Annotated in this window: 19 protein-coding genes; 13 read left to right on the top strand and 6 right to left on the bottom strand. The window is 61.6% G+C overall.

From position 1 onward, the window contains the following. Nucleotides 1-369 precede the first annotated feature (369 nt). On the bottom strand, nucleotides 370-1,878 hold the full coding sequence (locus tag KGB29_RS04455; RefSeq protein ID WP_150814724.1) for a sigma-54-dependent transcriptional regulator: 1,509 nt from the start codon (nucleotides 1,876-1,878) through the stop codon (nucleotides 370-372). A gap of 68 nt (nucleotides 1,879-1,946) precedes the next feature. Continuing rightward, nucleotides 1,947-2,861, bottom strand: coding sequence for a LysR family transcriptional regulator (locus KGB29_RS04450; RefSeq protein ID WP_150814723.1), 915 nt, complete (start codon nucleotides 2,859-2,861; stop codon nucleotides 1,947-1,949). A gap of 151 nt (nucleotides 2,862-3,012) precedes the next feature. Here KGB29_RS04450 and speB point away from each other — a divergent pair, with 151 nt between their 5' ends. From speB to KGB29_RS04425, 5 genes are all read left to right on the top strand, one after another. Beyond that, nucleotides 3,013-4,014, top strand: a complete 1,002-nt coding sequence (speB, locus tag KGB29_RS04445; protein ID WP_057714206.1) for an agmatinase — start codon at nucleotides 3,013-3,015, stop codon at nucleotides 4,012-4,014. A 53-nt stretch (nucleotides 4,015-4,067) separates the two neighbouring features. Then, nucleotides 4,068-5,579 (top strand): aldehyde dehydrogenase family protein, encoded by a 1,512-nt coding sequence (locus KGB29_RS04440; protein ID WP_150814722.1) that lies wholly within the window; start codon nucleotides 4,068-4,070, stop codon nucleotides 5,577-5,579. Between the two features lie 226 nt (nucleotides 5,580-5,805). After that, nucleotides 5,806-7,380: a purine-cytosine permease family protein gene (locus KGB29_RS04435; RefSeq protein ID WP_057714208.1), complete on the top strand. Its 1,575-nt coding sequence runs from the start codon at nucleotides 5,806-5,808 to the stop codon at nucleotides 7,378-7,380. 2 nt (nucleotides 7,381-7,382) lie between these two features. Continuing rightward, nucleotides 7,383-9,071 (top strand): choline dehydrogenase, encoded by a 1,689-nt coding sequence (gene betA, locus KGB29_RS04430; RefSeq protein WP_090457955.1) that lies wholly within the window; start codon nucleotides 7,383-7,385, stop codon nucleotides 9,069-9,071. A 211-nt stretch (nucleotides 9,072-9,282) separates the two neighbouring features. Beyond that, nucleotides 9,283-9,741, top strand: a complete 459-nt coding sequence (locus tag KGB29_RS04425; RefSeq protein ID WP_150814720.1) for a GNAT family N-acetyltransferase — start codon at nucleotides 9,283-9,285, stop codon at nucleotides 9,739-9,741. Nucleotide 9,742: 1 nt separating this feature from the next. Here the strand turns inward: KGB29_RS04425 and KGB29_RS04420 are convergent, their stop codons facing one another. Further along, nucleotides 9,743-10,060 (bottom strand): NIPSNAP family protein, encoded by a 318-nt coding sequence (locus KGB29_RS04420; RefSeq protein ID WP_102670496.1) that lies wholly within the window; start codon nucleotides 10,058-10,060, stop codon nucleotides 9,743-9,745. A gap of 230 nt (nucleotides 10,061-10,290) precedes the next feature. On the opposite strand from KGB29_RS04420, the gene KGB29_RS04415 reads away from it, so the two are divergent. From KGB29_RS04415 to KGB29_RS04400, 4 genes are all read left to right on the top strand, one after another. Next, nucleotides 10,291-10,953 carry an ATPase gene (locus KGB29_RS04415; RefSeq protein WP_150814770.1) on the top strand — a complete coding sequence of 221 codons (663 nt, stop codon included), beginning with the start codon at nucleotides 10,291-10,293 and terminating at the stop codon, nucleotides 10,951-10,953. A gap of 67 nt (nucleotides 10,954-11,020) precedes the next feature. Beyond that, the gene (locus tag KGB29_RS04410; protein ID WP_057714212.1) at nucleotides 11,021-11,359 is read left to right on the top strand and encodes a hypothetical protein; all 339 of its coding nucleotides are present in this window, start codon (nucleotides 11,021-11,023) and stop codon (nucleotides 11,357-11,359) included. Nucleotides 11,360-11,677: 318 nt separating this feature from the next. Continuing rightward, on the top strand, nucleotides 11,678-12,121 hold the full coding sequence (locus KGB29_RS04405; protein ID WP_150814771.1) for an arsenate reductase ArsC: 444 nt from the start codon (nucleotides 11,678-11,680) through the stop codon (nucleotides 12,119-12,121). 235 nt (nucleotides 12,122-12,356) lie between these two features. Next, nucleotides 12,357-12,746 (top strand): c-type cytochrome, encoded by a 390-nt coding sequence (locus KGB29_RS04400; RefSeq protein WP_057714215.1) that lies wholly within the window; start codon nucleotides 12,357-12,359, stop codon nucleotides 12,744-12,746. On the opposite strand, the gene KGB29_RS04395 is transcribed toward KGB29_RS04400, so the two are convergent. After that, a complete protein-coding gene (locus KGB29_RS04395; RefSeq protein ID WP_057714216.1) occupies nucleotides 12,747-13,622 on the bottom strand; it encodes a LysR substrate-binding domain-containing protein in 876 nt (291 codons plus the stop codon). It lies immediately after the preceding gene. 134 nt (nucleotides 13,623-13,756) lie between these two features. On the opposite strand from KGB29_RS04395, the gene KGB29_RS04390 reads away from it, so the two are divergent. Genes KGB29_RS04390 through KGB29_RS04375 form a run of 4 tightly spaced genes read left to right on the top strand, consistent with a single transcriptional unit; the run spans nucleotide 13,757 to nucleotide 17,997 of the window. Further along, on the top strand, nucleotides 13,757-14,809 hold the full coding sequence (locus KGB29_RS04390) for an agmatine/peptidylarginine deiminase (RefSeq protein WP_150814773.1): 1,053 nt from the start codon (nucleotides 13,757-13,759) through the stop codon (nucleotides 14,807-14,809). A 4-nt stretch (nucleotides 14,810-14,813) separates the two neighbouring features. Then, nucleotides 14,814-15,722 carry an N-carbamoylputrescine amidase gene (gene aguB, locus KGB29_RS04385; protein ID WP_150814774.1) on the top strand — a complete coding sequence of 303 codons (909 nt, stop codon included), beginning with the start codon at nucleotides 14,814-14,816 and terminating at the stop codon, nucleotides 15,720-15,722. 1 nt (nucleotide 15,723) lies between these two features. Further along, nucleotides 15,724-16,824: an extracellular solute-binding protein gene (locus KGB29_RS04380; protein WP_150814775.1), complete on the top strand. Its 1,101-nt coding sequence runs from the start codon at nucleotides 15,724-15,726 to the stop codon at nucleotides 16,822-16,824. A gap of 48 nt (nucleotides 16,825-16,872) precedes the next feature. After that, on the top strand, nucleotides 16,873-17,997 hold the full coding sequence (locus KGB29_RS04375) for an agmatine/peptidylarginine deiminase (RefSeq protein ID WP_150814776.1): 1,125 nt from the start codon (nucleotides 16,873-16,875) through the stop codon (nucleotides 17,995-17,997). A 149-nt stretch (nucleotides 17,998-18,146) separates the two neighbouring features. Here KGB29_RS04375 and KGB29_RS04370 read toward each other — a convergent pair whose 3' ends face one another. Next, nucleotides 18,147-18,575: a nuclear transport factor 2 family protein gene (locus KGB29_RS04370; protein WP_150814777.1), complete on the bottom strand. Its 429-nt coding sequence runs from the start codon at nucleotides 18,573-18,575 to the stop codon at nucleotides 18,147-18,149. Next, nucleotides 18,568-19,311 carry an SGNH/GDSL hydrolase family protein gene (locus KGB29_RS04365; RefSeq protein ID WP_150814778.1) on the bottom strand — a complete coding sequence of 248 codons (744 nt, stop codon included), beginning with the start codon at nucleotides 19,309-19,311 and terminating at the stop codon, nucleotides 18,568-18,570. The genes KGB29_RS04370 and KGB29_RS04365 overlap by 8 nt, the downstream gene beginning before the upstream one ends. Between the last annotated feature and the right edge of the window lie 5 nt (nucleotides 19,312-19,316).

Genomic DNA, 19,316 nt, shown 5'->3' with positions numbered 1-19,316 from the left:
TTGTTTTAAGGCTCGTGGCGGGGCGACGAGCGGGGTTGGAGGAGTGATAGCAAGGGTGGTGCCAATGTTTTTTATTTGTTTTAAATCAATGGCTTGAAGTGATTCTGTAAGGCGTTGGAGATTTCGGCTGTATTGAAATGAATACAGGAAACCCGGGCTGTGGGTGCGGACGCCGTAATTGTGGGTGGAAAAGGTTTTGTCTTGATTTCGCTACGCTGTATCGATTTGAAGACGGAGAGCTCGGCAACAACACTGAGCCCCTGTGGGAGCGGGCTTGCTCGCGAAGGCGTCATCGCAGCCAATATCGATGTTGTCTGACCGACCGCTTTCGCGAGCAAGCCCGCTCCCACATTTTTGACCGAGCCAGGTTCAGGGTTTATTGGGAATCCCGTACTTGCGCAGGCGAATCGCAATGGCGCTATGGGACGTCTGCAACCGCGCCGCCAGCAACCGACTGGACGGATAGCTGCGATAAAGCTGTTCCAGCAGGTTCTTCTCAAAGTCGCCAACGGCCTCTTCCAGGCTACCGACTTCGCCGTCGTTCTGCCGCTCTACCGCCGTGCGGGCGATGTCCAGATCGTCGATGTCCACCAGCGGATTTTCGCAAATCGCCGCTGCACGGAAGATCACGTTCTGCAATTGCCGCACATTGCCCGGCCAGCGGTTGCCGAGCAGGGCGCTGAAGGTGCTCGGTGCCAAACGACACGCCGGTCGCTGGATCTGCGCACAGGCCTGTTGCATGAAGTGATTGGCCATCAACAGGATGTCGTGACCGCGCTCGCGCAGCGGCGGTACTTGCAGGTTGAGCACATTGAGACGGTAGAACAGGTCTTCGCGAAAACGCCCTTCGGCGACCATTTTTTCCAGGTCGCGGTGGGTCGCGCTGAGCACCCGCACATTGACCCGGACCTCTTTATCGCCACCGACCCGACGGAAGCAGCCATCGCTCAAAAAACGCAGCAACTTGGCTTGCAGGTACGGCGACATTTCCCCGACTTCATCGAGGAACACCGTGCCCTGGTCCGCCAGTTCCAGCAGGCCGAGCTTGCCACCCCGTTGCGCGCCGGTGAAGGCGCCGGGGGCGTAGCCGAACAGCTCGCTTTCGGCCAGGCTCTCCGGCAGTGCCGCGCAGTTCAGGGCCAGAAAAGGCGCGTCGTGCCGTGGGCTGATGGCGTGGCAGGCGCGGGCCACCAGCTCCTTGCCGGTGCCGGTTTCGCCCTGGATCAACAGCGGCGCATCGAGGGCCGCCACCCGTTGCGCACGCGCCTTGAGCGCGCGAATCGGCGGTGATTCGCCGAGCAGTGCATCGAAGCCTTCGGCATGGTCATGGTGCAGTGCCGACAGGCGTTCGCCGATGCGATTGGGTTGATACAAGGTGAGCAGGGCGCCGGCGTCGGTGATCGGCATCGCGTCGAGGAGCAAGGTCTGGCCACCGAGGCTGACCTCGTGCATCGGCAGGCGGAAATGGTGAGCGATCAAGGTGCGTTGCAAATCGGCATCGTCGAACAGCGCGGTCAGCGATTCACCGGCCGGTTCGCGCCCGCACAGGGCGATCAGCGCCGGGTTGGCCAGCAGCACATGACCTCGGTCATCCACCGCCAGCACCGGGTCGGAACTGGCTGCCAGCAACGCGTCCAGTTGCAGGCGCCGGCGTTGCCCCGGAAGGATGTCGACCATGGTCACCGCTTGCACGCCGCGCACACCGAAAAGCGCCTCGCGCAACTCCTCCAGCACCTCGGCGCCGAGGGTTGGCGCATCGATGTAGACGTTCGGCGGCACCATCTCCACGGCGTCCAGATTGAAACTGCGTCCACCGAGCAGGGCCAGCACTTCCTGGGTGATTCCGACGCGGTCGATGAAGGTGACGTGGATGCGCATGACGGGCCTGCAAGGTTGGCGAACCGAATCAGTATGCCCGGCAAATTTTCAATTTGGCGAGTGTCACATCACAGCTGGCCGGTTTTACGGGCGCTGGCGGCCAGGTCTTCCAGGAACGCCTGGAGGATCGGCGGTGGTGCCGTGCCGCGACGGGTGATCACGTCGAACGGTGATTTCAGGCGCAGGCTCGCGGGTGCCAGTTGGTGCATCTCGCCGCTTTTCACCCACTGGCTGGCGAAGTGCTCCGGCAGGAAACCCACATAAGCGCCGGAGATGATCAGGATGGCCGACGCCTCGATGTTGTCCACGGTGGCCGCCGCTTTGGTGATACCCAGGTGTTCCAGGTCGTATTGCTGCATGTAGCCGCGCACGACGATGCGCCCCGCGCCGACCTCTTCGAGCAGCTCGGCGCCCTCGGCCTGGCTGCCGAACAACGGGTGTCGCCGGCCGCAATACAAACCCAGCGCTTCCTGGTACAGCGGTGATTGCAGCAGGCCCGGCACATGGATCGGGAAGTGCCCGATGGCCAGGTGCAGGCGACCGTCGAGCACCCGTTCTTCGAGTTCCGCCGGGGTGCCGACGTACACGTTCAGGTGCACGTCATGCCCGCGGGAGACGAAGCGCTGTGTGGTGCGCGGAATCGGCGAGTCGGGGTCGGTAATCGTGGTGTCGATGATCCCCAGGTTGAGCTTGCCGCTGATGTGCTGCTTGAGCACGTCGGCGTCCATGCAGAAGTTTTCCACCGCCGACAGCAGGCGCTGGGTGGCTTCATGAATCGCCACCCCTTGTTCGGTCAGGCGAAAGCCGCTGCGCCCACGCTGGCAGAGTTTCACCCCAAGACGGGTTTCCAGGTGGGTCATCTGTTCGCTGATGGTCGACTGTCCGGCATTCAACGCTGCCTGCGCGGCCGAGAAACCGCCACAGCGCACAATCGTGGCAAACACCCTGAGCAGTTTCAGGTCGACGTCGTGCAGCTGGATCATCTTGAACCTCCGGCATGTGGATGCATCGGGAATGCCGATATGAGTATCTGATGTTTAGCATTTTTTCCACGAAAACCTGCGCCCATAGTCTTTCCAACGGCGGTCGCCTTGCAGTCCGTCAAGCCGATAACAAGAAGTGGAGAGGCTAGAAATGTCGAACAACGGTTATGAATCCGGTCGCCTGAACCTGCCATTCGTGGGTCATTGCACCTTTGGCAAATCCCCGGTGTGCACCGATTGGGATGCACTGGATGCCGACGTCGCGGTGCTCGGCGTGCCCAACGACATGGGCACCCAGTGGCGCTCCGGCGCACGCTTCGGACCACGCGGGATTCGTGAAGCATCGACGCTGTTTTCCTTCGGCCACGCCGGCGCCTACGATCATGAAGATGACGTGATGTACCTCACCGCATCGGACGTGCGCATGGTTGACGTCGGTGATGCCGACATCGTCCACACCGACATGGCTACCAGCAACAAGAACACCGAATACGCCGTGCGCAAGATCCTCGACGCTGGTGTTATGCCGGTTGTTCTCGGCGGCGACCATTCGGTGCACGCACCAGTGATCAAGGCCTTCGAAGGCCGAGGCCCGATCCACATCATTCACTTCGATGCGCACCTGGATTTCGTCGACGAGCGCCACGGTGTTCGCTATGGCCACGGCAACCCGCTGCGCCGCGCCTCGGAAATGAACCACATTGTCGGCATGACCCAAATGGGCATTCGCAACGTGTCGTCGTCCAACCGTGATGACTACGAAGCGGCCCACGAAGCCGGCTCGAAAATCCTCTCGGTGCGCGATGTGCGTCGTCTCGGTGTCGAAGGCGTGCTGGCGCTGATCCCGCAGAACATCAACTACTACATCACCATCGACATTGACGGTTTCGACCCGTCCATCGCCCCCGGCACCGGCACCCCGAGCCACGGTGGCTTCCTCTACTACGAAGTGCTGGAAATCATCCAGGCCCTGGCCAAGCGCAGCAAGGGCAACATCGTCGGCATGGACCTGGTGGAAGTGGCTCCGGTCTACGACCCGACCGGCATGACCTCGATCCTGGCCGCACAACTGCTGCTCAACAGCATCGGTTTCATCTTCCACGAACGAGGCAAGGTGCGGGCGGCCGCCGAAAGCGAAACCGCATCAGCCTGATCATCGAAACCAGTGACCCGGCAGGCCCTGACTGCCGGGCAGAGAGAACAAAAATGGACACGATCGTCAAAAGTTACCTGCAAAAATTCGGCGTCAGCGAAGCCACCCAGACCTTCCTCGGCAAGGTCCAGAAAATGTTCATCGGCGGCGCCTGGGTCGAGGCCAGCAACGGCGAAACCTCCGATGTGATCGAGCCCTCGACCGAAGGCCTGATCACCCGCATTCCCATGGGCACCACCGATGACCTGGACCGCGCCGTGCAAGCCGCCCGCGCCCAGTTCGACGGCGGCGCCTGGCGCCAGGCCAAACCTGCGGAACGCGAGCGCATGATGCAGCGCCTGGCCGACCTGATCGAGCAGAACGCTGCTGAGCTGGCGCAAATCGAATCGATCGACATGGGCAAATCGGTTGCCTTCGCCAAGGACGTTGACATCCAGGGCACCGTCGATACCCTGCGTTACTTCGCCGGCTGGGCCACCAAGTTGCACGGGCGTACCGTCGAACCTTCGCTGCCGGGTAATTACCTGGCCTATACCCGCAAGGAAGCGGTGGGTGTCGTCGGCGCCATCGTGCCGTGGAATTTCCCGCTGCAAACCATGGCCTGGAAACTCGGCGCGGCGCTGGCCACCGGTTGCACCGTGGTGGTCAAGCCCGCCGAACTGACTTCGTTGTCGGCCCTGCGTTTCGCTGAACTGGTGCAGGAAGCGGGCATCCCTGACGGCGTGATCAACATCGTCACCGGGCGCGGCAGCGTGGTCGGCGCGGCCATGGCCACCCATCCCGGCATCGACAAACTGACCTTCACCGGATCGACCCCGGTCGGCCAGACTGTCGGCCGCGCAGCGCTGGATGACATGAAGCGGCTGACCCTCGAACTCGGTGGTAAATCACCGGTCATCGTCTGTGCCGACGCCGACATCCCGGCCGCCGCCCAAGCAGTCGCCAACGGCGTGTTTTTCAACTCCGGGCAGGTATGCGACGCCGGTACACGGGCCTATATTCATAGCAGTGTCTACGACGAATTCCTGCGTGAGCTGATCGCCTACACGCGCACCCTGAAAATGGCCCCGGGCCTGGACCCGGACTGCTTCATCGGCCCGCTGGTCTCGGCGCTGCAAAAGCAGCGCGTGACCGAGTACATCGAAACCGGCAAGGCCGAAGGCGCCGAACTGGTCTACGGCGGTCAACCGGTCGATGGCCCTGGCTTCTTCGTCGAGCCGACCATCTTCGCTAATTGCCGTAACGACATGCGCATTGTCCAGGAAGAAATCTTCGGCCCGGTACTGGTCACCGCACCGTTCGACGACGAGGAAGAAGCGCTGGCCCTGGCCAACGACTCGCCTTACGGCCTGGCGGCGGCACTGTATTCCAACGACCTCGGGAAAGTGCACAGCCTGATCCCGCGCCTCAAGGCCGGTTCGGTCTACGTCAACGCCCACGGCACCCTCGATCCGTCGATGCCGTTCGGTGGCTACAAGCAGTCCGGATTCGGCAAGGACCTGGGCGCCGAGCAGCTCGACTACCTGCTCGAAACCAAGGCGGTGTGGATCACGCTGCCAGGCTGACCCGCCCCTTGTGGGAGCGGGCTTGCTCGCGAAGAGGCCGGCACATCCAACATTGATGTCGGCTGGTGCTCCGCTTTCGCGAGCAAGCCCGCTCCCACAGGTTTTGCACTAGGGCTGAAGGCAATCGAGCCTTTGAAAAACGGGAACGGCAAGGAAGCTCCCGGGCGTCGTTCACCCGAAAGAACGCGGTTATCTCGTCATGATCTTCCAACAATAAGAGTCCGTCATGAACACTAACGCCAAGTCCGCCACGAGCGTGTCCGCCCTCGACGAAAAATCCGTCGTCGAGGGGCATTCGATCGACTTCATCCCCGAGAACGAGCGCACCGACAAACTGTCGAGCCAGGGCCCGTTCTGGTTCCTCGGCAATTTCACCTTCTTCACCATGACCATCGGCTTCGTTGGCCCGAGCGTCGGCCTGACCGCGCTCTGGACCACGCTCGCCGGCACGCTGGGCATCATGTTCGGCACGCTGTTCATGGCGTTTCACGGCTCGCAAGGCCCGCACCTTGGCCTGCCGCAGATGATCCAGTCCCGCGCGCAGTTCGGTTATCGCGGGGTGATCCTGGTGCTGTTGGCGACGCTGTTCGTGTTCGCCGGTTTCAACATCGTCAACCTGGTGCTGATGATGCAGGGGCTGCACACGCTGTTCGGCTTCAACCCCGCGGTGATCGCGGTGGCGGTGACCATACCGGCGGCGGTGCTGGCGATTCTCGGCCATGACTGGATGCACCGCAGCTTCAAATGGGCGTTGTTCCTGTCGCTGCCGCTGTATGGCCTTGTCACTGTGGCGGTGTTGATGGGTTGGGTGCCGGACGCGGTAATGCCGGCGCTGGCGGCGGGCGAAGTGGCCCGGGAGCCGCTGGGTTTCAACTGGACCGGTTTCATCGCGCAGTTTGCGGCGGCCGCCAGCTACAACATCGCCTATGCGCCTTATGTGTCGGACTACTCGCGCTACCTGCCGAAGAATACTTCCAGCGGCAAGCTGATCGCCGTGGTGTTCCTTGGGGCGTCGCTGTCCGGTGCGTGGATGATTTCCGTGGGTGGCTGGCTGGCCGATCACCTGCACTCCACTGACGTGCTGGTGGCCCTCGGGCAAGTCGGCAACACCGTGTCGCCGCTGGTGGGCACGGCGGTGGTGGTCGTCACCATCCTGGCGTTCCTGCCGGTGATCGCGATGAACATCTACAGCGCCAAGCTGACCACGCTGACCTGCGTCGACTCGATCAAGCACATCGAGCCAACCCGCAAGGCACGCATCCTGGCCATCGGCTTCGTGATCCTGCTGCAACTGGGCGTGGCCCTGAGCATCCAGAGTTCCGGCAAAGGCCTGTCGGTATTGGGGATCTACCTGGTGGTGATGCTGTACTTCCTGGTGCCCTGGACCTCGGTCAACCTCACCGACTACTTCTTCGTGCGCAAGGGCCGCTACGCCATCCCGCACTTCTTCATGCCCCACGGCAACATTTACGGCAGCTGGGGACTGCGCGGTATCGCCGCTTATGCCATCGGTTTTATCTCGATGATCCCGTTCTTCTACATCTTCGACGGCGTTGAACAGCGCGAGGTGTATGTCGGTCCGCTCGCCAAGGCGCTGGGCAGCATCGACATCGCCTGGCTGGTCGGGCTGATCGTATCGGGCCTGGCGTACTACTGGCTGAGCCGCTCGATCGACCTCAAGCGCGAAGAAGCGGTGATCCAGCAGATTGAGAAAAACTCCCCGCAATACACCACCGGCGACACGCTGACCCACAAGCAGCAGCCTATGCCGGTATTCACTGAATCGACGGTCGGGAGATGACCATGGCTACGCAAAAATACGACTACATCATCATTGGCGCAGGCTCGGCAGGTTGTGTGTTGGCCAACCGCCTGAGCGAAGACCCGGCCACCTCGGTGCTGGTCCTGGAATTCGGCGGCAGTGACAAGAGCGTAGTGATCCAGATGCCGAGCGCATTCTCGATCCCGATGAACACCAAGAAGTACAACTGGCGCTACGAAACCGAGCCGGAGACCCACCTCAACGGCCGGCGCATTCACTGCCCACGGGGCAAGGTGCTGGGCGGCTCTTCGTCGATCAATGGCCTTGTGTACATCCGTGGCCATGCACTGGACTTTGACGAGTGGGAATCCCTGGGTGCTGAAGGCTGGGGCTATCGCAACTGCCTGCCGTACTTCAAGCGCGCCGAGAGCTACGAGTCGGGTGGTGATAGCTATCGCGGGCAAACCGGGCCGCTGCACACCACCAACGGCAATCACATGAAAAACCCGCTGTACGGTGCCTGGGTCGAAGCCGGCGCGGAAGCTGGCTACATCAAGACCGAAGACTGCAACGGCTACATGCAGGAAGGTTTCGGTGCCATGCACATGACTGTGAAGAACGGCGTGCGCTGCTCCACGGCCAACGCCTATCTGCGCCCGGCCATGGGCCGTCCGAACCTGACGGTGATCACCCATGCGATGACGCGCCAGGTCATCCTCGAAGGCAAGCGTGCGGTGGGGGTCATGTATGACCACGGCGGCCAGACCCACCAGGTGTATTGCAACCGCGAAGTGCTGATCTCGTCCGGGCCGATCGGTTCGCCGCACCTGCTGCAACGCTCGGGCATCGGCCCGGCGGACGTCCTGCGCAAGGCCGGGATCGGCGTACGCCATGACCTGCCGGGGGTAGGGGAGAACCTGCAGGATCACGCCGAGGTGTACATCCAGTTCGGTTGCAAGGAGCCGGTGACCCTCAACAGCAAGATGGATCCGCTGAGCAAGCTGATGATCGGTCTGCGCTGGCTGCTGTTCAAGGACGGCCTGGGCGCCACCAACCATTTCGAGGCCGGTGGTTTCATTCGCTCCGAGAAGGGCCTGCGCTGGCCGGACATCCAGTTTCACTTCCTGCCGGCAGCGATGCGCTACGACGGCAACAAGCCGATCAAGGGCCACGGCTTCATGGTGCTCACCGGGCCGAACAAACCGAAAAGTCGTGGTTACGTGCGGGTGCGCTCGGCCGACCCTTACGAGCATCCGGAAATCCGCTTCAACTATCTGGAGCGGGAAGAGGACCGCGAAGGTTTCCGCCGCTGCATCCGCCTGACCCGCGAGATCATCGGCCAGAAAGCCATGGACCGCTTCCGCGACGGCGAAATCGCCCCGGGGGCGCAAGTAACCAGCGATGAAGACCTCGACGCGTTCGTGCGCGACAACCTGGAAAGCACCTACCATCCGTGCGGTTCGTGCCGCATGGGCGAGGACGACATGGCGGTGGTCGATTCCGAGTTGCGCGTGCGTGGTATCGCCGGTCTGCGGGTGATCGATTCGTCGGTGTTCCCGACCGAGCCGAACGGCAACCTCAATGCGCCGACCATCATGCTCGCCGAGCGGGCATCCGACCTGGTGCGTGGCGTGCAGATGTTGCCGTCGGCGGATGTGCCGGTGGGGCTGGTCGAGGGCTGGGAAAGCAGCCAGCGTACTTCGCTGCCGGGGCGTAATGTGCGGGTCTGACCGCAATCCGCAATCCAATGTGGGAGCCTAATGTGGGAGCGGGCTTGCTCGCGAAAGCGGCGTGTCATTCAACATTTATGTCGACTGACACGGCCTCTTCGCGAGCAAGCCCGCTCCCACAGTAGGCGGCGGTGTTTTCAGAAAATTTTACGTCGCTGTTGCCTCGCCATTGCTAGTCTGTAATTCCTTGAGACCGCAATGGAGCACCCTCATGGCTATTCAGGCCCTGCGCGCCGACGCATCGCACATCGACCAGATCGCCCCTTTGTTTGACGCCTACCGGATGTTCTACAAGCAGCCGTCGAACCTTTCGCAATCGCGCGCCTTTATCGCCGAGCGCCTCGCCCGGGATGAATCGGTGATTTTTCTTGCCCGGGACAGCGATGGTGAAAACCTCGGCTTCGTCCAGCTGTTCCCGACCTTTTCCTCGATCGACGCCCATCGCACCTGGCTGCTCGGTGACCTGTTCACCACGCCCGCCGCCCGGGGCAAAGGCGTCGGCACCTTGCTGATGAACACCGCCCGGGATTTTGCGAAGCTGGCCGGTGGCAAAGGCATGACCCTGGAAACCGCCACCGACAACGTCACCGCCCAGCGTCTGTATGAATCCCTGGGCTGGGTGCGCGACCCCGGTTATTACACCTATTGCCTGGATCTGCAAAAAGGCTGACTCAGCGCGCCTGCTCGCCAAACACCGGCCGCATGAATGAACGCTCGTAGCTGAGGATGAATTTCTTCTCCTCGGCGTACTTGAAGGCCGCGATGCACTCTGGATCGTTCATCGACTGCTGCCGGTAATGCTCGTACGCCGCCAGGCTGGGGAAGGTGAACAGCGCCAGGGCGATGTTGTTGGCGCCCTCCGACGGCAAAAAGTAGCCATGGTGCTGGCCGCCGAACTTTTCCACCAGGGGAATCCACATCTTGCCGTAGTGCTCGAAAGCGTCGAGCTGGTAGGGGTCGAGCACGTATTTCAGGTAGCAAGTGACCATTTTTTCGTTCCTTGATCAGGTTTTGAGGGCAGTCGCCACTGTAATGAACAGTGGGCGTGCGGCACAGCCGCTTGTTCGACATTGACCGGTAATTTTGCGCCAAAGGCAGCTACTGGCGCCGCAGCACTATTGGTTCAGTCAATAGTCACCATCAAGAATCGCAAGTTCTGTTTTTTGCGCAAAGGCGGAAAATTGCCTGCATTGAACACGCTGCTCAAGGAACCTGCGCGATGAAAATCTTGACCCGACTGGCTGTGATTGCCCTGTTGCTGGGCAGTGTTGCGTCCACCGCATCGGCCTTTGCCGAAGATGCACGCGCCTGCCATCTGCCGCCGATCACCGGCGGTCACAGCGGGCTGCAATACGGTCAGACGGTCGGGGTGCTCTACAGCGACAACACTGTGGAAAACCTGCAATACCTTGAGCAATACCACTCGGTGGCCATCAACGGTGCGAAAAACGCACTGGATACGCGGATTCGCCAGGCGTTCGTCAACAGTTCCGATCCGGACCTGGCCATCGACTGGTTGATGGGTTCGTTGCACCACACTTTTCTGTCGGTGACGGTCTACGAAAATCTCGATGCCCTGGTGCAGGCCCATCCCGATGTGGTGGTGATGCTCGATACCCACAACCAGTTGCTGACCCAGCGTAACGACCGGGTCGAGGCGCGTTTCGCCGCGCGATTCTACGACGCCAACCTGCAGTACATCGGCAAGGCCGAAGGCGCGGTGGAAAAACAACTGCCGTCGGTATGGGTGCATGACAAGACCGCGCCCGAGATCGCCGCGCAAATCGAACAGCAACGGGACCTGCAACTGACCGCGCTGAAACAGTTCGATGCGTCGTTGAAGGCGCTGGTAACCGCCGGATTGACCGCAACAACAAATTAATCAGCCCGACGTCCATTGAGCGGCGGGCAACCCGATCCACCGTGGATTTCTATTCAGGACCTGATACATGCGCACTGTTTTTGCCCCGACCCTGGCCTTCGCTTCGCTGCTGCTGGCCGGTTGTGCCACGCCGAACGATCCGACCATGACCTTGCAGACCAGCAAGTCACCGGAGGAGTACACCCATTGCGTGGTGCCGAAGTTGCAGCACGATGCGCTCAACCCAACGGTGTCGCAGACCCAGCGCAGCTACCGGATCGTCGTATCAAGCAAAGTGTCGGCGGACAACGTGCTTGAAACCTATAAAGCCTCGAACGGCGGCAAGGTATTCCTGTACGAGCGCAAGCTGCTGGCGTCGACCTTCGTGCCGTCGACGTTCGAGCGTGCGGCGCAAGAGTGTTTGTAAGGGCAATTTCAGGCAAAAAAAAGCTGCCGGGACTGGCAGCGGAAAGTTAAAGCACGCATTGGATGGACTGAGTATGGCGCTCGGTTCATGACGATTCGATGACAGCTTGATGGCCATCCATCAGGATGCCGAAAATCCTGCCACTGTTGTGGTGTGGCTCAGAACTCCAGGCCTGTCATCCGGGTGTCATCAAAGCAATGGCAAGATCCTCGCAATCCGCCTTGAGTGCCCCGGTGGCCGTCTGAACCGGGTCTGCGGTTTGGCGTTCTGCATGGATTGATGAGCAAACACTAAAAACCTGCCAGCCGAGGAAAACCCATGACCGACCCCCGTCGCGTGCTGTTCGTCTGCGCCCGAAACGATGTCCGCTCACCCATGGCTGAAGCCCTGCTTCGCCACACCGATCCTGCCGATTTCCAGGCCTTCAGCGCCGGGCTTGAGGCCAGCGAGATCGACCCGCGCACATTCGAATCCCTCGATCACATCGGTGTCGATGCCAGCGGCTTGCGCAGCAAGTCCCTCGAAGATTTCGAAGGTCAGGAATTCGACTACGTCATCACCCTGTGCGACAAGTCTTGCGAAGAGGCCTCACGCATGCCGTTTACCGGTGAAGTGATGGTCTGGAGCTTCGAAGACCCGACCACCAGCGAAAGACACGACCCGTTCCGCCATACCCTCCAGGAAATCGGCGACCGCATCAAAATGTTCGTCACCGTGAAAACCCGCCCCATGCCCCAGGCGCCGTCAGTCAGCGACTCCTGAAACCCCTCGAACACCGTCTACCCTCATCGGTCACAACCATCATGATGAGCACAGGCCCCCTGTGGGAGCGGGCTTGCTCGCGAAGAGGCCTCCACATTCAACATCGTAGGTGGCTGGACTACTGCTTTCGCGAGCAAGCCCGCTCCCACAGGGATTGCGTCCATTTGACCACTTGGGATATCCCCGACCCGCATGTTCCAATAGCCATCCGGCAACACCCGACTGGAAACGGAACATGAAGAAACTCGCAGCACTGACCCTCGCCTCGGCGCTCACCGCGGGCCTGTTCAGCACACCCACCCTTGCTGCAGGCGATGTCCAGGCCGGGGAGAAAGTGTACAAGCGCCTCTGCAGCGGCTGCCATCAGATCGGTGAATCGGCTCGTGCCTTCTTTGGTCCGCAACTCAACGGCGTGATCGGTCGCCATTCCGCCGTCACCACGGACTACGTGTATTCCGACGCGATGAAATCCGCCAACCTGGTCTGGGACCGCGAAACCCTGATCGCCTACCTCGAAGCGCCGAAGAAAGTCGTGCCCGGCACCCGCATGATTTTCTGGGGCCTCAGCGACCCGGAAAAAATCGAAGACCTGCTGGCCTACCTGCAAACCTTCCCCGCGCAATGATCACGCCGTGGTCTGCTGCTCGGCCGCCAGGTTGTCGACCAGCCACTGGGTAAAGGCCCGGGCCATCGGGATGTTCTCGCTGTCACGGTGGGTCAGCAGCGCCCAGTTCGGGCCACGGATGGTTTGCTCCACCATCGGCTGCAACAGCCCGGTGGCCCGCGCCTGCCGACTCAGCAACTGGCTCACCAGCGCAATGCCCAGTCCGGTACAGGCTGCGTCCAGCAGCAAACCCGGATCGGAAAAATTCAGCCCCTGATCCATCTGCCCCACATCTATGCCCGATTCCACCGCCCAGTGGCTCCAGTCCATTTCCCGCTCGCCATGCAGGGTGGTGCGCTGTTCCACGGGCACGGCCAACAGGCTCGGGTGACAAGCGGGGTAGAGGCGGTCGGCGTGCAGGACCTTGAAACTGCATTCGGCCTGGGAACTGATGTCGTCGCGCACCGCCAGGTCGATGGTCTGGCTGGCCATGTCCGGCACTTCATCGGTGCTGAAAATCCACAGATCGACCTGCGGATGCTGCCGGCGGAAATCCCCCAGGCGCGGCAACAACCAATGCCGGGCAAACGCCGGGGTGGTGTTGAGCACCAGTTGATTGGGCTTCTGGTATTGCCCCAAGCGGCGAATGCCCACCGCCAGTTGCTGCAACAACGCCTGGGTGGTGCTCAGCAGATCGTGCCCGGCATCGGTCAGGCTGACGCTGCGCCCGCTGCGATGGAACAACGGTTGTTCCAGGTAGGCCTCAAGGCTGCGGATCTGCTGGCTGATCGCCGATTGGGTGAGGTGCAACTCGTCGGCAGCCTTGTGAAAACTGCCCAGCCGGGCGGCGGCTTCGAAGCCGCGCAGGGTGCTCAGGGGCGGCCAGTGTTTGAGCATATCGATAAGCTCCTCTAATCAGTTGTCTGCAAAATCCATCGTTTGTTTGCCCGTTTTTCCAGCCGTAGCATGCATGCCAAGACCGCCAAGGCCATTTTCATTGAACACAATGACTTAACTCAGAGGTGCTTGTCATGCAGCAGAACATAATTCAAAACAGCGGTTGGACGATGCCGGCCGAGTGGGTCACTCACGCCGCCACCTGGATGGTCTGGCCGCACAACAAGACCCTGTGGGAGTCAGGCTGGCGGGTGACACTGCCACAGGTTCAAGAAGATTTCGCCCGGGTGGCCAACGCCATCGCCCGCTTCGAACCGGTGAAACTGGTGGTCGATCCTTCAGCCGTCGCCAGCGCCAAGGCGTTGTGCGGGCCGAACATCGAGTTGATCGAACTGGCGGTCAACGACAGCTGGTGCCGCGACTCCGGCCCGAGCTTCGTCTGCCACCCGCAGCAAGGCCTGGCCGGTGTGAGCTGGCGCTTCAATGCGTGGGGCGGCAAGTCGGCTCACGATCTGGACGAAAGCCTGGCCCGCCGTGCGCTCAATCATTTGGGACTGGAGTGCTTCGGCACGGCGTTGAGCAACGAGGGCGGCGCGATTCATGTGGACGGCGAGGGCACGCTGATCACCACTGAATCGGTGTTGCTCAACCCCAATCGCAACCCGGGCGTGAGCAAGGCCGAGATCGAAGAGATCTTCACCCGCCTGCTGGGCGTGAAGAAAACCATCTGGCTGCCGGGCGATCCCGACTATGTGACCGGCGACATGACCGACGGCCACGTCGATGGTGTGTGCGCCTTTGCCCGTCCCGGCGTGTTGCTGGTGGACGCCACCCACGACAAGCAATCGGTGTACGCCGAAGTGGCCCGGGAGAACCGCCGCGCCCTTGAACTGGCCACCGACGCCCAGGGCCGCCAGTTCGAACTGATCGAACTGTTCGAAGCCACCGATGCGGTGGACACCGAGGCCGAAGTGTTCTGCGCCTCCTACACCAATTTCTATATCGCCAACGGCGCGATCATCATGCCGGCCTACGGCATTGATGCCGACAAGGTCGCTGCCGAAGTGCTGGCGCAGGCGTTCCCCGGTCGTGAAGTGGTGCCGGTGCGGATCAACCATCTGGCCCATGGCGGTGGCGGTGTGCATTGCATCACCCAGCAACAGCCGGCCTGGCCGGTGCGGGGTTGATGCCATGACACTGCTGACCATCGCCACCACCCAGATGCCCTGCACCTGGGACCTGAAACACAACCTCGACCAGGCCGAGCAACTGGTCCGCGAAGCGGCGGCCAAGGGCGCGCAGGTCATCCTGTTGCAGGAGCTGTTCGCCACGCCGTATTTCTGCATCGAGCAACACCACAAACACCTGGCACTGGCCGAGGAGTATCGCGACAGCCACGTGCTCCAGCGCTTCGCCGCATTGGCGAAAGAGTTGGGCGTGGTGCTGCCGCTGAGCTGGTATGAGAAGGCCGGCAACGCCTACTTCAACTCACTGAGCGTGGCCGACGCCGACGGGCGCCTGTTGGGTGTGTACCGCAAGACCCACATCCCCAACGCCATCGGCTATCAGGAGAAAGAATACTTCAGCCCCGGCGACAGCGGTTTCCGGGTCTGGGACACCGCGTTCGGGCGCATCGGCCTGGGCATCTGCTGGGATCAGTGGTTCCCCGAAACCGCTCGCTGCCTGGCGTTGATGGGGGCCGAAGTGCTGTTGTTCCCGACGGCCATCGGCTCCGAACCGGGTTGTGCCACTCTCGATTCCCGGGATCACTGGCAGATGACCATGCGCGGCCACGCCGCCGCCAACCTGCTGCCGGTGGTGGCGGCCAACCGGGTCGGCCGGGAAGCGGCGACCACCGACCCGACTCTGCAAATGAGCTTCTATGGCTCGTCGTTCATCTGCAACCACAAGGGCAAGTTGCTCGCCGAAGCCGACCGTGACAGCACCGGCGTGCTGGTCCACAGCCTGGACCTGGCGGCCATGCGCGAGGACCGCCTGACCTGGGGTATCTACCGCGATCGCCGTCCGGAAATGTACGGCGCCTTGTTGACCCAGGACGGTCGTCAGATCCATTCACGCTGGGCAACCCAAGGGGTGTGACATGAACACGATCGACAAGCTGTGCCTGGCCATGGGGCTGGCGCTGAGCTGTGCGGTGCCTGCGTTGCACGCCGAAGAGAAAACCCTGCGGCTGTACAACTGGGCCGACTATTTCGCCGAGGACACCTTGAGCAAGTTCACCGCCGAAACCGGGATCAAAGTGATCTACGACGTGATGGACGGCAGTGAAACCCTGGAAGCGAAAATGCTCGCTGGCGGCAGCGGCTACGACCTGATCTTCCCCGGTGACACCGTGGCCGAACGCCTGATGCGCGCCGGCAGTTTGCAGCCCCTGGATCAGTCAAAACTTACTGCTCTGAATGACGTCGAGCCAGGGTTGCAGAAATTGCGCTCGCACTACGAGCAGTCGCGCCAGGCCACGGTCCCGTACACCTGGGGCACCATCGGCCTGACCTACAACGCCGGGCAGATTGCCCAGCGTGCGCCGGATGCGCCGGTCGACAGCCTGGACATGCTGTTCAAACCGGAACTGGCGGCGAAATTCGCCGACTGCGGCATCTCGATGATCGACTCGCCGGACGAAGTGCTGGCCGTGGTGCTCAATTACCTGGGCCGCGACCCGCGGAGCGCCAAACCGGCGGACCTGGCGGCGGCCAGTGACTTGCTGATGAAACTGCGGCCGTACATTCGCAAGTTCCAGTCGCAACCGGTGACCGACCTGGTCAACGGCAACCTGTGCATGTCCCTCGGCTACAGCGGCGACATGACCCAGGCGCAACGCACGTCTGATAGTGCCGGCAAGAAAACCGCCTTCCACTACCGCATCCCCCGCGAAGGCACCACGGTGTGGATGGACACCATGGCCATTCCCGTCGACGCCCGGCATCCGGAGTACGCCTACGCGTTCATCAACTTCGTGATGCGCCCGCAAAACATGGCAGCCATCAGCAACTTCACCGGCTACCCGACCTCCAACGCCAAGGCACGCCCGGATGTCGATGCCGCGATGCGCAACAACCCGGACATCTACCTCGATGATGCCACCTACGCGCGGCTGATTCCCGGCAAGGACATTCCCCAGGCCGACATGCGGGCACGCATGCGCACCTGGACCAAGTTCAAGACCGCTACAGTCAAATGATCATCGGCCGGCCCGAGGGCCGGCCAAACCTCGATTTCAGGAAATCACATGCCGACACGTCGAACATTCATCAAGCAGGTATCGGTCGCTGCCGGACTGGGCGCGCTGGCGTCCATGGGATTGGGCTTTGCCTCCCAGCCGGTGCGAGCGGCCGGTAAAGGCAACTGGTACATGCCCGATGAAGGGGACAAACACCAGCGGGCCTTCATCGCCTTCGGGGCACAGGCCGCGATCTGGGAGGACTTCACGCCCCATGTGCAAGACGCCCTTGGCCGGATCGCCCGCAGCATTGCCGAACACGAGCCGGTCACCGTGTTCTGTCGCCAGAGCGAACGGCGCCTGGCCGAAGCCAAATGCGGCAGCCACAACACCACCTTCGTGATCACCGAACTGGACGACATCTGGATGCGCGACATCGGCGCCAATTTTGTCGTCGACGGAAGCGGCGGCCTTGCTGCCGTGGACTTCAACTTCAACGGCTGGGGCAACAAACAGCAGCATGCGGACGATGCGCAACTGGCCGCCCTGGTCGCCGAAAACGCCAAGGCGGATTACCAGCAAAGCGAACTGGTGGGCGAGGGCGGTGGCATCGAAGTGGATGGCCACGGCACCGGGATCATGACCGAAAGCAGCTGGATCAACCGCAACCGCAATCCCGACTGGAGCAAGGCCGAGGTCGAGGCAGAGCTGAAAGAGCGTCTGGGGCTGCGCAAAATCATCTGGCTACCAGGCATCAAGGGCAAGGACATCACCGACGCCCACGTCGATTTCTATGCGCGCTTCGTCAAGCCCGGCGTGGTCATCGCTAACCTCGACAATGACCCCGAGTCCTACGACTACAAGGTCACTCGCGCCCATCTGCAGATCCTGGAAAACGCCACGGATGCCGATGGCCGCAAGTTGCAGGTGCATACCGTGTCGCCGCCACTCAACCCGCGCAACAGCCGGTTCAGCAAGGACAACCCGGATTTCGCCGCCGGCTACATCAACTACTTCGTGATCAATGGCGCGATCATCGCACCGCAATTCGGCGACAAGGAAGCGGATGCCAAGGCCTTCGACCTGCTGTCCGAACTCTACCCGGACCGCGAAGTGGTGCAACTCGACATCGATGCGATCTCTGCAGGCGGTGGAGGGATTCACTGCGTGACCAGCCACCAGCCGATGGTTTAACGGTTTGCCCCTGATTTCAGGCTAAACACAAATCCTGTGGGAGCGGGCTTGCTCGCGAAAGCGGAGTGTCAGTCAACATTTTTATCGACTGGTTCGCCGCCTTCGCGAGCAAGCCCGCTCCCACAGGGATTTTTGGTGAGTCAGTTAAGTCAGGCCTTGCTGGCCTTCAGGTAAGCACCCAGACGCCGCCCCATTTCCTCACCCAACGCCTGCAAGCCACTGAGCGGTCGCACCATCACTTCAAACTCGACAATCTTGCCCTGTTCGTTGAAGCGGATCATGTCGATGCCCTTCAGCTCTTTCTCGCCGACCCTGGCGCTGAATTCGAGAATCACGTTCAAGCCATCCGCCGTCGCCAGCTCACGGTGATAGGCAAAATCCTCGAACACGTCCATGACCGTATTGAGGATCATCGACACCACCGGCGCTCCCGGATACGGCGTGTGCGCCATCGGCGAACGGAACACCGCCTGCGGATCGAGCATTTCGGGCAAACCGCTCAAGTCGCGGTTGCCGAGCATCGCGTGCCACTGCTTCAGGGACGCTGCAACATTGGGGTTCAGTTTCAGCTCAGACATCTTCAACTCCTGTTTTTATTGTTGTGGTGCGAAAGCGTTGGTCGATCACCCTGGCGGCATCGTCGGCCCATTGCCGATAAAGCATCGGCCCCGGATGAAAACCATCGCTGGCCATCAAGCCCGGTTCGGGCGCCAGCGGGGTGGTCAGCATCGTACATTGATCCAGGCATGCGGCCAGATCCGCAAGATGTGCATTGAACCGCCGCGCCCTGAAACCCAGAAACCAGCGCAGCGGCTGGGGCAGCGCGGGGAACAAATGCATCGGCGGAAGCGGCGACACCACGATCTGCCTCACCGCGTATTTATCGCACAGCAGCGCCATCAAGCGCCGTTGCCGAGCGAGCCACTGATCCAGGGTGAGAGAGCTGGTGACATCGTTGACACCAATCGACAACAGCGCCACATCGAACGGCTCGGGGGCGTGCTGTTCGAGCAGCTCCAGCAACCCTTGTGAATCCAGCCCCGAGTGCGCCCAGAGTTTCCACGACAACTGGTAATCATCGGCCAGGCGCGCGACCAGCCGACCACTGAGGGCTTCACCTTGAGTCGCCGCACCCACCCCCGCTGCGGCGCTGTCGCCGACAATCAACAAGCGCAGCACGTCACCGCTGCCGGCCTCGCCCTGGCGGTCACCTTCGGCCTCCGGCAACTTGGGCGTCACCCGCCGCGTATACAGGCCCTGCGCCAGCAACAACGGGCCGAGCAGGATTTTGGCGAGGGTTTCAATGTGGCTCATTTGAC

The organism is Pseudomonas sp. BF-B-30 (assembly GCF_019956305.1).
Lineage (GTDB): Bacteria > Pseudomonadota > Gammaproteobacteria > Pseudomonadales > Pseudomonadaceae > Aquipseudomonas > Aquipseudomonas jessenii.
This window is presented reverse-complemented; position numbering and strand designations above follow the sequence as displayed.